The 14,008-nt window shown below is 70.2% G+C and carries 13 protein-coding genes and 1 pseudogene; 6 read left to right on the top strand and 8 right to left on the bottom strand.

The window, feature by feature from the left end; all coding sequences use genetic code 11:
* Positions 1-101: 101 nt before the first annotated feature.
* A complete protein-coding gene (locus OG689_RS36745) occupies positions 102-776 on the bottom strand; it encodes an FCD domain-containing protein (RefSeq protein WP_266325676.1) in 675 nt (224 codons plus the stop codon).
* A gap of 264 nt (positions 777-1,040) precedes the next feature.
* On the opposite strand from OG689_RS36745, the gene OG689_RS36750 reads away from it, so the two are divergent.
* A complete protein-coding gene (locus OG689_RS36750; protein ID WP_266325677.1) occupies positions 1,041-1,910 on the top strand; it encodes a fumarylacetoacetate hydrolase family protein in 870 nt (289 codons plus the stop codon).
* Positions 1,911-1,977: 67 nt separating this feature from the next.
* Positions 1,978-2,847, top strand: a complete 870-nt coding sequence (locus tag OG689_RS36755; RefSeq protein WP_266325678.1) for an NmrA family NAD(P)-binding protein — start codon at positions 1,978-1,980, stop codon at positions 2,845-2,847.
* Between the two features lie 177 nt (positions 2,848-3,024).
* Here OG689_RS36755 and OG689_RS36760 read toward each other — a convergent pair whose 3' ends face one another.
* Both OG689_RS36760 and OG689_RS36765 read right to left on the bottom strand, forming a co-directional pair.
* On the bottom strand, positions 3,025-4,320 hold the full coding sequence (locus OG689_RS36760; RefSeq protein WP_266325679.1) for a glycoside hydrolase family 6 protein: 1,296 nt from the start codon (positions 4,318-4,320) through the stop codon (positions 3,025-3,027).
* Positions 4,321-4,445: 125 nt separating this feature from the next.
* Entirely contained in the window at positions 4,446-5,408 is a 963-nt protein-coding gene (locus OG689_RS36765) for a glycoside hydrolase family 6 protein (protein ID WP_266325680.1), read from the bottom strand.
* A gap of 390 nt (positions 5,409-5,798) precedes the next feature.
* Between OG689_RS36765 and OG689_RS36770 the strand changes: the two genes are divergently transcribed.
* The gene (locus OG689_RS36770) at positions 5,799-6,812 is read left to right on the top strand and encodes a LacI family DNA-binding transcriptional regulator (protein ID WP_266325681.1); all 1,014 of its coding nucleotides are present in this window, start codon (positions 5,799-5,801) and stop codon (positions 6,810-6,812) included.
* Positions 6,813-6,898: 86 nt separating this feature from the next.
* Positions 6,899-7,372: a hypothetical protein gene (locus tag OG689_RS36775; protein WP_266325682.1), complete on the top strand. Its 474-nt coding sequence runs from the start codon at positions 6,899-6,901 to the stop codon at positions 7,370-7,372.
* Between the two features lie 130 nt (positions 7,373-7,502).
* Here the strand turns inward: OG689_RS36775 and OG689_RS36780 are convergent, their stop codons facing one another.
* The 3 genes from OG689_RS36780 to OG689_RS36790 form a co-directional block, all read right to left on the bottom strand.
* Positions 7,503-7,961 carry a hypothetical protein gene (locus tag OG689_RS36780; RefSeq protein WP_266325683.1) on the bottom strand — a complete coding sequence of 153 codons (459 nt, stop codon included), beginning with the start codon at positions 7,959-7,961 and terminating at the stop codon, positions 7,503-7,505.
* Positions 7,958-9,211: an IS256 family transposase gene (locus tag OG689_RS36785; RefSeq protein WP_266325684.1), complete on the bottom strand. Its 1,254-nt coding sequence runs from the start codon at positions 9,209-9,211 to the stop codon at positions 7,958-7,960. Before OG689_RS36785 ends, OG689_RS36780 begins: the two co-directional genes overlap by 4 nt.
* A gap of 666 nt (positions 9,212-9,877) precedes the next feature.
* Entirely contained in the window at positions 9,878-10,204 is a 327-nt protein-coding gene (locus tag OG689_RS36790; RefSeq protein ID WP_323189393.1) for a DUF4279 domain-containing protein, read from the bottom strand.
* A 216-nt stretch (positions 10,205-10,420) separates the two neighbouring features.
* On the opposite strand from OG689_RS36790, the pseudogene OG689_RS36795 reads away from it, so the two are divergent.
* Positions 10,421-10,652 (top strand): annotated as a pseudogene (locus OG689_RS36795) (transposase); the annotation flags it as partial.
* A gap of 300 nt (positions 10,653-10,952) precedes the next feature.
* Here the strand turns inward: OG689_RS36795 and OG689_RS36800 are convergent.
* Positions 10,953-11,648 carry a hypothetical protein gene (locus OG689_RS36800; protein ID WP_266325685.1) on the bottom strand — a complete coding sequence of 232 codons (696 nt, stop codon included), beginning with the start codon at positions 11,646-11,648 and terminating at the stop codon, positions 10,953-10,955.
* A 110-nt stretch (positions 11,649-11,758) separates the two neighbouring features.
* On the opposite strand from OG689_RS36800, the gene OG689_RS36805 reads away from it, so the two are divergent.
* Positions 11,759-12,409 carry a TetR/AcrR family transcriptional regulator gene (locus OG689_RS36805; protein WP_266325686.1) on the top strand — a complete coding sequence of 217 codons (651 nt, stop codon included), beginning with the start codon at positions 11,759-11,761 and terminating at the stop codon, positions 12,407-12,409.
* A 71-nt stretch (positions 12,410-12,480) separates the two neighbouring features.
* Here OG689_RS36805 and OG689_RS36810 read toward each other — a convergent pair whose 3' ends face one another.
* A complete protein-coding gene (locus OG689_RS36810) occupies positions 12,481-13,752 on the bottom strand; it encodes an acyl-CoA dehydrogenase family protein (RefSeq protein ID WP_266325687.1) in 1,272 nt (423 codons plus the stop codon).
* Positions 13,753-14,008 lie beyond the last annotated feature (256 nt).

Raw genomic sequence — 14,008 nt, forward strand, 5'->3', positions numbered from 1 at the left:
CCGGGCTCGGCTCGGCCCGGCGGGACATGCCGCTGGCCCGGCCGCCGAGGTTCCGTTCGGGGCCGGGCTTCAGGGACTACGAAGGGTTGCGCTTGCCGGGCTCAGCCCGAGTGGCGGTGCGCCTCGGCGGCGTGCCGGGCGGCGGTGACATCGCCCGCGACGATGGCGTCCACCAGGTCGCTGTGGACCTTCAGTCGCTGCGCCAGGTAGTCGCCGTCAGGGGACTGGGAGTTCACCAGCGACACCTGGTTGACGAACTCGTAGAGGCCGACGTAGGTGCCTCTCAGCACGGTGTTCGGCGAGATGGCCGCGATGCGAAGATGCAGGTCCCAGTTGAGCGAGACGAACCGCGTCACGTCGTCGAGGCTCTTCCTCATCGCGGTGATCAGCGACTTGAGCTCACGCGCGTCCTTGGCCGAGCGGTACTGGGCGGCATGGGCGGCGACCAGCGGTTCGAGCTGCTCGCGGACCTCGATGGCCCCGGCGACCGCCGACGGCTCGCCGTGCACGGTGAGAAGCGTGCGCCCCAGTCGGACCACGGGATCGGTCGCCGCGACGAAGATTCCGCCGCCGGGGCCGGGTCGGACCACGATCCGTCGGCGCTCCTGGAGCAGCCTGATCGCCTCGTTGACGGTGGCCCTCGCGACGCCGGTCTGCTCACGCAGGTCGGCCCGGGTGCCGATGTGGTCGCCGGGGCGCAGCCCACGCTTCTCGATCGAGTCCTCGACGTAGGCCACGACCTCCTCGGCGCGGGAGCGGGGTGCGGGAAGGACCATGGATGGAGCCTAACGGATACTTCCGACGGCCTGCCCCCTGATCGGTCGGGCGACTGCGGCGGACCAGCGCAATCCCGTCGGCCGACGCCTTGACGGAACCGCCCGGGGATCGCATGCTGGGTCATCAAAGCCTAATGGTTAGGCTCATTTCCTCCGGGATCGCTCGGCGCCCGGACCTCGGCCCGTTCCCCGCGCGGCCGGCACCCGGACCAGCCCCCGCCGGCGCCCGTGGACGAGGGAACAGCGAAGCTGGAAGGCGTTGCGATGAGACTTGTTGGCTACCGCACGGCGGCAGGCAGTGCGATCGGTCGGCTCGACGGTGAGTCCGGGCTGGTGCCGCTCGGCGGCGCGGAGCAGTTCTGGGCCGACCCCGCACAGGCCGTCCTGCGCCCGACCGGGACGGCCCTGGACATCACCCGGCTCACGCTGGTGCCGTCCGTGCCGCCCACCGCGCGCGTCCTGTGCGTCGGGCTGAACTACGCCGACCACGTGGCCGAAGGGACGTTCCAGCGGCCGACCCACCCCGCCGTCTTCGGCCGCTGGACCAGGTCACTCACCGTCTCGGAAACGCCCGCGCCGGTCCCCGCCGGCGAGCAGGGCCTGGACTGGGAGGGTGAACTCGCCGCGGTCATCGGCCGGGAGACGAAGGACGTGTCGGCCGACGACGCGCTGGACGCCGTCTTCGGCTACGCCGTGTTCAACGATCTCACCGCCCGCAACGCCCAGCACCGCACCACCCAGTGGACGGTCGGCAAGAACGCCGACCGGAGCGGGCCGATGAGCGGAATCGTCACCGCGGACGAGGTGGGCGACCCCGGGGCCGGCCTGCGCATCGTCACCCGGGTCAACGGCGCGGTCGTGCAGGACGGCAGCACTGCGGACATGATCTTCAGCGTCGGCGAGATCGTCTCCTACCTCAGCAGGGCGATGACGCTGTACCCGGGAGATCTCATCGTCACCGGCACTCCCCAGGGTGTCGGGTACGCCCGTCGGCCACCGCGGTTCCTCCACGCCGGGGACGAGGTGACGGTCGAGATCGAGCGCGTCGGCTGCATCCGCACACCGGTCGTCGCGGCCGCTGAGGCCGTCATGACCACGCGGCCGCCCCGGGCCACGGCGCCCCGGGCGGCCTGATCGACGTCCCGTCCCGGCCCCGGCCGGGGCGGGCACAAGCACAGCACACCGCACGAAGGAGACGACAGTGATACTCGTTACAGCGGCGAACGGCAACCAGGGCAAGCTGCTGATCCCACGCCTGCTGGCGGCCGGAGTCGCTCTTCGCGCCTGTGTCCGCTCCGACGAATCGGCTCGGACTCTCCGCGCGGCCGGCGTCACGGACATCGTGGTCGGGGACCTCAGCGACCCGGACGTCCTGGTCCGGGCCATGGACGGCGTCGAGAAGGTCCACTACGTCGGGCCGGCCCTGCACCCCCGGGAACGCGACATGGGCTTCGCCGCCATCGACGCCGCCCGGGCGGCCGGCGTGCGTCACTTCGTCTTCAGCTCGGCGCTCCACGCGATCATCACGGACCTCGTGCAACACGGGATCAAGCGCGACCTGGAGGAGCATCTCCTCTCCTCGGGGCTGGAGTTCACCATCCTCCAGCCCGCCAACTACATGCTGCGCCACCGGCTCGTCCCCGCCTTCGAGAAGGGCGTCTTCCTGCTGTCCTGGGCACTCGACCGCCGCCAGTCGATGGTGGACGTGGGCGACGTGGCCGAAGTGGTCGCCGGCGTCCTCCTCGACAGTGAGCGCCATGCGGGCGCCACGTACGAGCTGGTGGCGCCCGGGCGCTACACCGCCCACGACCTCGCGAAGGTCGTGGCCGAGGTGACGGGCCGCGATGTCGTCGCCGAGCAGATCGACTCGGAGGTGTTCCTCCGAGCCGCCCTCGGAACCGACAGTCCGGCCGAGTTCCCCTACCAGGCCCGGCTCCTGCGGGCGATCACCAGCCGCTACAGCAGTCACGACTTCATCGGTAACCCCAATGTCCTGACCTGGCTGCTCGGCCGACGGCCGACGACGTTCGAGGAGTTCACCCGGACGGAGTTCGCCGCCTTCACGGGTTGAGGGCGGTGCACCGGGCGGCCGGCCGTCGTCCCGTCGGGACGTTGGCAGGGACGACAGGAGGTTCGCCGGGACGATGCGAGGAGAACCACCGGGCGGGCACGGTCGCGCCTGCCGCGGATCGGGGGCCGGCGCGACCGCTGGTGCCGCGCCGGCCCCCGGCCGGACTCAGCGCAGGTTTCAGCGCAGGTTGAGGTTGAAGGTGAGGGCCGGTGCGGCGTTCTGCACGAGGGCCCGTGCCTGAGCGGGCCACCACTCACCGGCGGCCGGGTCCACGATGCCGTACTCGGGATCGACGGTGCCGCCGGGGATACTGCGGTTGCACTGGCCGTCGGACTGGCCGACGGTCTTGATCCAGAGGTAGGCGTCCACCAGGGGGACGCCGGTGTCGGCCGTGGGCCGGGCGCCGATGCCGCGGCCGGGTGCGTTGCACCAGGTCTGCGGGTCGCCGGTGTACTTGTCCTTGGGCGGGGTCCACGCGCCGCGGCCGTTGCGGCCGGTGTCGACGACGAAGTGGGTGAGCTGTTCGGCGGGCGCGGTCCCGACGTTCTGCTGGAACCACAGGTCGGTCCAGTGCCAGGTGTTGACATCGTCCGGGTCTACCGCGTTGCCGGGCTGCCCGTCGTTCGGCGCGACGGGGGAGTAGTACTGGTCCGCGCACCAGTCGGCGTGTCCCTCCGCCCAGGCCGGGCCCTTGGTCGCGAACCAGAGACAGTTGGAGACCCAGGTGCCGTAGCGGGTGTTCTGTTCGGTGGTCAGGTTGTTGGAGACGTTGAGCGACAGCCCCTGGGTGCGGGCCACTCCGGCCTGCAGCAGGCGCTGGGCGATGGTGCCGACGCTCCTCCAGTGGCTGTTGCCCGCGTCCAGGTAGACGGAGGTGCCCGGCTGCGTCTCCAGGGCGTCGACGGCCGCGTTGAGGTCGGCGAGGCGACCGGCGGTGAGGGCGCCGGTGGGATCGGAGTCCGGGCCGCAGTCGGAGGGCAGGTTGGCGAGCCCGTCCGGTTCCAGCACGACGACGGCTCTGCCCTTGCCGATGCCCCCGGCGAAGGCCTTGATCCAGGCCTGGTACTCGGCGTCGGACTGCGCGCCGCCGGCCGAGTACAGCGAGCAGTCGCGCAGCGGGATGTTGTAGGCCACGAGCACCGGTACGGTCCCGGCGCGTCCGGCGTCCCGCATCAGCTTCTCCACCCGGTTCCGCACCTCGGCGGGGGTTCCGCCGGTGAACCAGGTGGCCTCCGGCCAGCTCGCCAGCTTGGCCATCGTGGCGGCGCCGGCCAGGTCGTGGCCCTTCAGGTCGGTCAGGGCCTGGCGGGCGGCGTCGCTGGCGGGGTCGATGTAGAACCGGGTGCCGGCGGGCAGGGTGTGGCCGACGGCGGTCGCGGTCGGTGCGGGTGCGGCCGTCGCGGGGGCGGCGAGGCCGAGTACCAGCGCGACGGCGGCGGCGGGAAGCACGGTTCTGGGAAGGCGGCGTGTCATCGGGTTCCTCGGGCTTCGGGAGGTGGTGGCGGGTGGCCCGGCGCGCCAGACTTCGGGTCGGCGCGCCGGGCCGGGTGGGAGGGGGACGGGCGGGGCGGGGCGGGCGGCTGGGGCCCCGGGCGGGCTCAGTAGCCGTAGATCATCTTGTAGGCGACCTCGGGGAGGAACTGGCCGGCTGCCGAGCCCGCTCCGACGCCGCAGTTGCCGTCGGACTCGCCCGGAGTCTTGATCCACAGCAGCATCTCGGCGCCGCCGCCGAGCTGGGTCGGAGTGCCGGTCTTCCGGCCGGCGGGGTTGCACCAGGCGCCGTTCGAGCCGTTGCCGTTGCGGCTGGTGTCGACGGCGAAGGGCTTGGTGTAGCCGTAGGAGGACTTGAGGGTCGAGTTGACCGAGTCGGCGTAGGCGGTGTTCTGGGCGGTGGTGTAGAAGTTGGAGACGTTCAGCGAGAAGCCGTGGGTGCGGCTGAGGCCTGCGGCGTTCAGATGCTGGGCCATCGTGGACGAGCTGATCCAGCCGGGGTTTCCGGCGTCGAGGTACACCCAGGTGTTGGGGGCCTTGGTGTTGAACTGGGTGATGGCGTTGTTGAGCAGGGCGTTGCGGCTGGAGATCTGGGCGGACGTCATGCAGCTCTGGTCGCCGAGCGCGTCGGGTTCCAGGACGACGACGGCGGGGCGGCTGCCGATGCCGCTCGCGAAGGCCGCGATCCAGGTGTCGTAGGCGGCGGCGGATCCCGCGCCGCCGGCGGACTGGCCGCCGCAGATGTCGCGGTCAGGGATGTTGTAGGCGACCAGGACGGGCAGCTTGCCCGAGGCCTGGGCCGCGCCGACGTAGGCACCGGTGGCGGTGCCGATGGTGCCGCTCCAGTTGCCGAACCAGCGCGCCATCGGGACGGCGGCGATGGAGGCCTTGATCGCGGCGGCGCGCCCGTCGGCCGGGTTGGCGGCCGCCCACGTGGCGGCGCTGGAGTTGGGGTCGACGTAGAAGCCGTTGGTGCTGGACACCGGGTCCGCGTGGGCGGCGGTGGGGGCCGCGAGCGCCAGCGGGAGGGCGAGCAGGACCGCTGCGGTCCGGCGGGAGTATCTGCGCATGGTGGAACCTCTTCTCGGGTGGGGGCGCCGGACGGCCGGATGGGGACGGCGGTGCGGCGCGGAGCGAGGTGCACGACGGCGGGGCGGGCGCGGCGTCGCGGTCGGGTTTCAGCCCCAGGGGGCTGACTGCCGAAGCGTTGCCGGGGTCCGTACGACGGTGACTGGAAGCGCCATTGTGGAAGCGCTTCCAGTCTGCGTCGCAGCCACCCGTCGCTGCGGGACCATCGTGGATCCCTTCTCGGAACTGTGTCAAGAGTACTTCCGCAACGTGCCTTCACGTGGGTGCCGAAGCTGTGTACGGTTCCATACCGGAAGCGCTTCCGGTCGGTGATCGATCGAACCCGTCCGGGGAGCTACCCTCCAGAGGTACCGAGATCGGGGAGAAGAGCCGTGACAGACGAATCGACGCGCCGACGGCCGACCCTGGACGAGGTGGCCGAGCGCGCGGGCGTCTCCCGCACCGCCGCGTCCAGGGTGATCAACAACGCACCCCACGTCAGTCGCGACAAACGCGAGGCCGTCCAACGCGCGATCAGGGAACTGGGCTACGTACCCAACCCCACCGCCCGGGCCCTGGCGACCCAGCAGGCGGGAGCGGTGGCACTCATCGTCTCCGGGGACGACCCCGCGGTCTTCGCCGACCCGTTCTTCGGCCAGGTCGTCGCAGGCGCCACCACCGTCCTGGAGGAGACCGACCTCAACCTGATGCTCTGTCTGGCCACCTCCACCCGCGGCCAGTTGCGCGTACAGCACCTGCTTCGCACCCGCGCCGTCGACGGCGTCATGCTGATGGCGCTGCGCGAGGATGACCCCCTCACCCGCCTCGCCCTCGACGCGGACATCCCCGCCGTCTTCGGCGGCCGGCCCCTGGGGCAGGAGGTGCCGTCCTTCGTTGACGTCGACAACGTCGGCGGCGCCCGGGCCGCGACCGAGCACCTGATCTCACTCGGCCGCACCCGCATCGCGATGATCACCGGCCCGCTGGACACCGACGTCAGCCGCGCCCGCCACCGCGGCTACCGCGAGGCCCTCACCCTGGCCGGGCTCACCCCCCACGGCGAGGAACCCGGCGACTTCACCGAGCTCGGCGGGATCACCGCCATGGACTCACTGCTGGCCCGGCACCCCGACACGGACGCCGTCTTCGCCGCCAACGACAACATGGCGGCGGGCGCGCTGCGGGCGCTCCGCCGCGTAGGCCGCGCGGTACCGGGCGGCATCGCGGTCGTCGGATTCGACGACCTGCCGGTCGCCGAGGTGTCCGACCCGCCGCTCACGACGATCCACCAGCCCATCCAGGCCCTCGGCCGGGAGATGACACGGATGCTCCTCGCGCTCATCGCGGGCGGGGCCCCCAGCCCGCTGATCCTGCCCACCCGGCTCGTCCGGCGCGAATCCGCCTAGGAGCTGTTCGGTCGCTCCGGGCAACGCCGTGTGACATCCGTGAATCTGGTTTTCGAAGGTCTCGCGGAGTGAGGCAAAAGGGCGGCATGGACAACGCCGTACTTGAACAGAGGCTGGACGAGACCTTCGATCACGCTGTCGTGCACCACGGATACGCCAACTACATGCGTGACTACGAGGTCATCGTCCATGCAACGGCTGATCCCCGCACCAACATCATGCCGTCCTACCTGCGGTACCTCTTCAGGCACTGCGTTGAGGCGCGGTGTGAGACGTCAGTGCCGGCGGAGACCTGGCGGATCTCTCTGGACGACCGGCTCATCGACTACGAAACGGGCGTCGACCTCGACGGATACGTCTGGGGTGTGAAGTGGCACTGCCTGTACCCAGGAGCCACGCTTCTCCCTGAGTCGGAGGCGGCCCGGCGCTGGTCCGAGAGCCTCGGGATCGACTTCCATGAGGTACGCATGGAGACCAACGCGCACAACCTGACCCTGCTCTTCTCCGACCTTCAGGTGCGCGAGATGCAGGTTGGATATGCACCGTTCGTCGCGGAGTAGCTGTCCGTGGCGTTAACGGTTTGGTACGGATCAGGCACGAATTTCGATAAGTCGCTCGAGAGGCCGGCACCGTCTGCGGCCGGTCCGACAGGACGAATAGTCAAGAGTTGTGGGTGAGTTGGCCTGCCGATCAGGGTTTGAGGCTGGCCTTGGCGGTGTTGCGGATCCGTTTGGTGCGGCCACGCTCAGCGAGAAGCTCAGTGGCCTCGGTGCTCGACATGGAGGCGGCCTTGCGCTGGAGCCAGTCGGATGACTCAAGCAAGGCGTCCGGGCGCCAGGGCTGCCTGAGCGTGATGGCGCGGAAGAGGGACAATTCCTGCAGGCGCCGGGTCAGGAACGGATGGCGGACCGTGGCCCGGGCCATCGAGGCGGCCCATGGTTCGTAGGCGGGTTCGGGGTGGAGGTCGGCGGCTCGGCGGTCGAAATGGCGGATGACGGCTGACTGGGCCATCGCCTGGTCCGAATCGGTGAGGACCTCGCTGACCAGGTCGGACTCGTCGGAGTCGGTGACCTGCTCCAGCGCGCTGAGGTAGGCCCGGAAGCGGAGGTGCTCGGCCGGCTCGTCCTGCGGGACATCCTGAAGGTTCATGCGGCCAGCTCCTGCCGCTCGACCAGGACGCCGCTCTCGAACCGGGCGCCGGCGCGGACCAAGGGGACCAGATGGGCGCCGGTGATCGCGCGCCAGCGGGCCTGGGCGGACTCGACAAGCTTGAAGACCATCGCGAGGGCCGCGGCCGGGCTGCCGGCGCCGCGGGTGACCTTGGTGCGGAGCTTGACCGTGGAGAACGTCGACTCGATCGGGTTGGTGGTCCGCAGGTGGATCCAGTGCTCGGCCGGGAAGTCGTAGAACGCCAGCAGTTCCTCGGCGTCGTCGGTGATCTTCGTGACGGCCTTGGGCCACTTCGTACCGTAGGTCTTGGCGAACGCCTCGATCGCCTGCTCGGCGTGAGTCCGGTCCTCCGCGTTGTAGATCTCCTGCATCGCCTTGGTCGCGCCCGGCTGGGCGGACTTCGGCAAGGCGTTGGTGACGTTGCGGGCTTTGTGAACCCAGCACCTTTGATGCCGGGCGGCCGGGAACACCTCGGCCAGGGCCTTCCACAGGCCCATCGCGCCGTCGCCGACCACGAGTTCGGGGTCGCGCATGCCGAGTCGGCGGCAGTCGCGCAGCAGGTCGGCCCACGACTCGGTGGACTCCCGTAGCCCTTCGGCGATCGCGGTCAGCTCTTTGGAGCCGTCCAACCGGACTCCGAGCAGGACCAGGACACACGAGTGGGCCTGGCCGAGCCGGACCTTCGGGTGCACGCCGTCGGCCCACACGTAGACGAAGTCGCGATCCGACAGGTCGCGGTCCTGGAAGGCGGCGTGGTCGCCCTGCCACGGCCTGGTCAGCCGGGTCACGGCCGCGACCGACAGCCCGGCGGTGCCGCCGAGGAACTGCTCCAGCGCGGGCACGAAGAAGTCCCCGGACGACAGTCCGTGCAGGTAGAGCAGCGGCAGCACCTCGGAGACCTTCGGCGACTTGCGGCACCACGGCGGCAGGATCTTCGAGGAGAACCGCTGCCGTTCACCAGTGGCCTCGTCGACACGTCGGTCGTTCACCCGCGGGGCCTTCACCTCGACCGGGCCGGCCGCGGTGACCACGGTGCGGGGCCGATGGTGGCCGTTGCGGACCACCGGACGCCGGCCGACCTCGTCGGTCTCGGCCGCCAACTCGGCCATGTACTGGTTGCCTTCTGTTTCCAGGGCGGCGGCGAGCATGAGGCGGGCGCCCTCGCGCACGATCTCGTCGATCAGGGAGCCGAACTGGGTGGAGCCGTCGTCGGTGACTACGCTGAGCATGGGCGTGCCTTCCCGACCCGCGCTGCAACGCGGGCCTACTCGGAGGCCATCAAAGGATCATTCGGGAAGGTACGCCCTCCGCGTGCCCTTCCGAAACCGATCCACAAGTCCTGAGCATTGCTCGTCCGACAGTTGCTCCGACGGCTGTGCCGGGACTCGCGGTGAGAGAGAATGCGCTGAATGACGACTTGAAGAGCAACAGCCGGACGGCAGCACTGGCGCAAGGTCGGGAGCGGCTGGTCCGTGCCCGGTGGTGAGCATCGGATCTGCGCTGCCTGCGGAACGCCGGTCCAGTCGTACCAGTACCGCCTTCATCCACCCCCCTTCCCCCTGAACAACGGGAGGGGCTTCTACGTTCGGAAACACGGCTGGTCGAGTTCCTGGACCGTCAGACCCGAGAAGGCAGAGGTCAGCCTTCATCGGGCAGGCATTCGTGAAAGCCGATCAACGTGTTCCTCACACGCGACCAGCATCCACCTAGAAGTGACGGAGTATCACCTCGCGCACAGAGGCACGATCGACTTCACGAAATCCGTACCTGAACCTTTGGTACGGCCTCACTTTTCCGGTCGGACCTGGCCCCGGCTTGTGCGACGGGCCCTTGTGTTCCGGCCCGGAGCGGCCCCGCTTCCGGTCTGCAGTGGCACCGCTTTGAAGCGGGCGGTGTCAGTCGTTGCTGGGCGTCATGTCGTATTCGCCGACATCCAGATCTGCGCCGGTTGCGGCGAGGAAGTCCATCACTGCGCGGTCCAGGTGCCAGCCGAAGAGGTTCGTGTCGTCCGGCGAGCCGGAGGGCTGCGCATCATGCCGGTTGAAGTAGCGGTGGACCTGCAGAATCGCACCCCCGGGGCCCTCCTCGGCTGCGAGACGGGTTGTCAGATTGGTGAGCGCCTCCATGCAGGGCCGGAGCCGGCCGAGGACCTGGTCGATCTGCTCATCGTCTGGCAGGCCGGGCTCGCAGCAGACAACCTTCCAGCAGTGACAGAACGGGATGAGGTGAGGTGGTCAGACTCCCCCGCACCGTGACCTCGTCCGGTTCTACGCCAAGCAGCTGGGTGATCTCGTCGGCAGTGGTGCCCACGCTGGAGACTGCAAAGTAGACGAACTGAGTCAACGACACCCGCAAAGAGTACCGACGCAGCCTCAAGGCACCTCGGGGCTGTCCGGTCGGTCATGTGACTATCACCGGTCTTAGTCGTTGGTCCGGTCATGGGGCGGGGTGATCTGACGGAGGCGGAGTGGGAACGGCTGCGGCCGTTCCTGCCGGTCAGCAACAGGCGGTGGCCGGTGCCGGGACCACCGGCAGGTGATCGACGGGATCCTTCACCGGGTACGGACCGGCGTGCACCGGCGTGACCTGCCCGAGCGGTTCGGGCCGGGGAAGACGGTCTGCGAACGCCACCGGCTGTGGTCGGCCGACGGGACGTGGGAGCGGCACCTCGGCACCGTCACCGCGGCTGCCCTCGTCGGCTGGCTCCGCACATGATCGACCGGACAGCTCCTGGACGATCGATCCGGCTGTGATCCGGTTCGTACGGCTTCGCTCCTGCGGCGGTCGTAGGGGCCGCGCTCCGGTGGCCGCGAGGTCGGGCTCGCAGGCGCGGGCGCGGCAGTTCATGGCGGTGGCCCGGATCCGGCCCGGTCGCTGCCGGGTCGGATCCGGGCCACCATCGCGCCGGCGAGCAGGTCGAACAGGGGGCATCGACCGACGGTGAGGGTCCGGGTCCGGGCCCGGAGCTTCTCAGGCGCGGGCCGCCGCCGCTGCGGTGATCCAGTTCCTGAACTCGATGGCGAAGTGCCGGAGGTGGTGCTCCAGGACGTCGTCCGGGCAGGAGGTGGGCATGTAGACCGACAGGCTGGAGGTGAAGCCGTCCGCGGTGTCACCGAACTGGATCAGCACCCGCCCGATGATCGTGCCGTCCGCGAGGAAGAGGTTCGTGGCCTGCTTGTGCGGGAACTCCGCCTCGGGGAGGCGTTCCGCCGCGTCCTCGGCCCAGGTCATCGCCTCGGCGCCCCAGCTGCCCAGGTAGAAGGAGGCGATGTGGGGGCCGATGTTCTCCACCACGTGGACCGATCCGTCCTCCTGGTCGGTGATCGAGTAGTGCTCCGGGTGCGCCGCGAGGAGAACGCTCTCGTCGCTGAAGGCCTTGCCCATCCAGCCCAGGAATTCGCCCGAGGTGAGGCCCTGCGTGGCGAGCACCGTCGTCCGTCCGGTGAAGCTGCCGTCGGAGGTGCGGGCGCTCTCCCGCAGGGCGGCGTTGCCTTCCTCGATGTCCGCGGCCAGGAGGTCGAGCAGGCCCTGACGTCCCAGTCGCTCCCTGAATCGGGCCACGGCCCGGCGGGCGTAGAAGAGTTCGAAGTCGTCGATGCTGCCGGTGCCGGAAGGTCCGGACACCAACGCCACGGTCACGGGCAGTGCGGTCTCGTTCACGGTCATCCCGGCTCTCCCTAAAATGCGAACGCGAATTTACATTATCGATAGTAGGCGGGCCCGTGCATTGCTTGTCAAGGGCATCCGCGGGGGCCGCCACCGTTACCATGCGGAACATGACTGCTGAGCCGAACCATCGGGCGCACTACCGGGAACCCCGGCAGGCCCGCAGCGCCGAGACCCTGGCTCGCGTCCTCCAGGCGGCCGAGGAAATCGTCTCCTCGGCCGGCCTGGAGGAGATGACGATCACCGGCGTCGCGGCCCGCGCCGGCGTGTCCGTCGGCTCGATCTACCGCCGCTTCGAAGGCAAGGACCAATTGGTCGCCGCCCTGACGGAGCGGATGCTGGAACGCCGCGAGCAGTACGTGGCCGAGCGGCTGCGCCAGGCCGAGCCCTCGCTCTCCGGCGTCCTGGACGCCTACGCGCAGGCACTGCTGCAGTCCTTCGCCGACAGCAGCAGTCTCTTTCCCGAGCTGCTGCGGGCACGGGGAACCGATGCGCCGGACCGCGGTGCCCGCACCATCACCGAGATCCAGCGCTACCTGGTCGAAGCGGCGACCCCCTGTGCGGGCGAGATCCGGCGATCCGACCCGCAGGCGGCACTGGACACGGTGGCCCGTGCCGTCCTCGGCGCCTGCTTCCACACCTCCGTCCACCCCGACCGCCCCGTCGGCGAGGTGGCCCTGCGCCGGTACGCGGACGAACTCAGCGACATGGCGACCGCCTACCTCCGCACTCCCGACCGCAGCCCCGCCGCTCACTCCTGAACTGCCGACGGGGCCGGACGCCGGCGCCCCGGCCCCAGGGGGCAGCCGCGTTCCGGGGGCGCCGGAGGACCTCAGACGGTCTTGTCCGGTGCGGCCGGCGCGAAGCGGTCCAGGGTGGTGATCCCCGCGACCTTGTGCGGCTGGGCCCCGGCCATCAGCCGCCCGTAGTTCTCGGAGAGGGCCTCGAGGTTGAGGGCGCCGTGCAAGGTGATGACGCGCGCGTCACGCCAGGCCCGCTGGATGGGTTCGCTCTGCATGATCGCGGTCGAGCCGGAGTTGCGCTGGAGCAACTCGATCGCCTCCGCGCACCACTTGGCCGCGTAGGCCGTCTCGACGAGGACCCGGCCGCTGAACATCTGCATGTACGCCGGATCGGCCGGGGTGCCGGCGGCGGCGAGCGCACCGAGGCGATCGGTCTCCTCGGCGTTGGCCCGGGTCATCAGTGTGGCCGACTGGATCTTCGAGTGGACCTCGGCGAGCAGCAGGTGGGTGAGGGGAGCCTCCAGCTGGTTCTTGTAGGTGGTGCCGCGGACGGGCCGGCCGGCGGAGCGCTCCAGGAACCGCTCCAGGGCGCCCTGGGCGAGGCCGATCGACATCCCCGCCATGGTGCTGAACGCCCAGCCGAGCGAGGGCACCTTCCAGAGATCGCCCTTGAGGCCGTTGTCGAGGCTCCCGTCGACGATGTGGCGGAAGTCGACGCCGCGGTGCTCCGGGACGAAGAGCTCGTCGCCGGCGAGGGTGATGGAGACGCTGCCGGTGGCGCACATGCCGGCGACCTGCCAGTCGTCGAGGAACCGGAGTTCGTCCCGCGGAACCTGCAGGGCCACCAGGTAGGGGCCCTCGCCGTCGTCGGCGAGGCAGCCGAGGTTCGTGAACGGCGCCCAGAGCGCGTCGCTCCCGAAGGTCCAGGGTCCACCCGAGACGACCCAGCCCCCCTCGACCCGCTTCGCGCGCCCTCGGGAGGCCGGGAAGTGGCTCGAACCGGCGACCCGCGGCCCGACCCATGCGGGGCCGTAGACCTCCTCGACCACGCGAGCGCCCGAACCGGCGGGAATCCAGTTCGTCGAGGCTCCCGCCCAGACGCTCCACCCGCAGGAGCCGTCCCACTTGGACACCTCGGCGATGACGTCCAGCTGCTCCCGGACGGTCAGCTCGTAGCCGCCGAACTCGGCGGGGCTGCCGATGTCGAAGACGCCGGTGGCGTGCAGGTCGGCGATGGTCTCGTCCGAATGGCGGCCCGCGCGTTCCGCGTCCGCCGCGCGCTCCCGCAGGGTGGGCCCGAGTGCGCGCACCTTTTCGAGAATCGTTGTCAGCCTGTCGGACGTGTCGTGGGTCGAAGCCATCGTCGTTGTCTCCTGTAAGGGTGTTCGTGCAGATCGAGGGTTGCTCCGGTCCGGGCCGGGAACTCCTCGGCGGTACTGTCGCCGACCGGACGTCGCCGACCGGACGTCGTCGCCGACGCGACTCGGGCGACCGAGCCGACGGCCGGAAGTCCGGAGCCACCGCCGGGCCGGTGAACAATGTCCGCACGGTCGTGGTATTCGATTCTGGCTGGACGGCGAGTCGAATGCTCGCAGCGGCTTTCGTCGGCGGCCGGCG

Origin of the sequence: Kitasatospora sp. NBC_00240 (assembly GCF_026342405.1) — a bacterium.
Taxonomy (GTDB): Bacteria; Actinomycetota; Actinomycetes; order Streptomycetales; family Streptomycetaceae; genus Kitasatospora.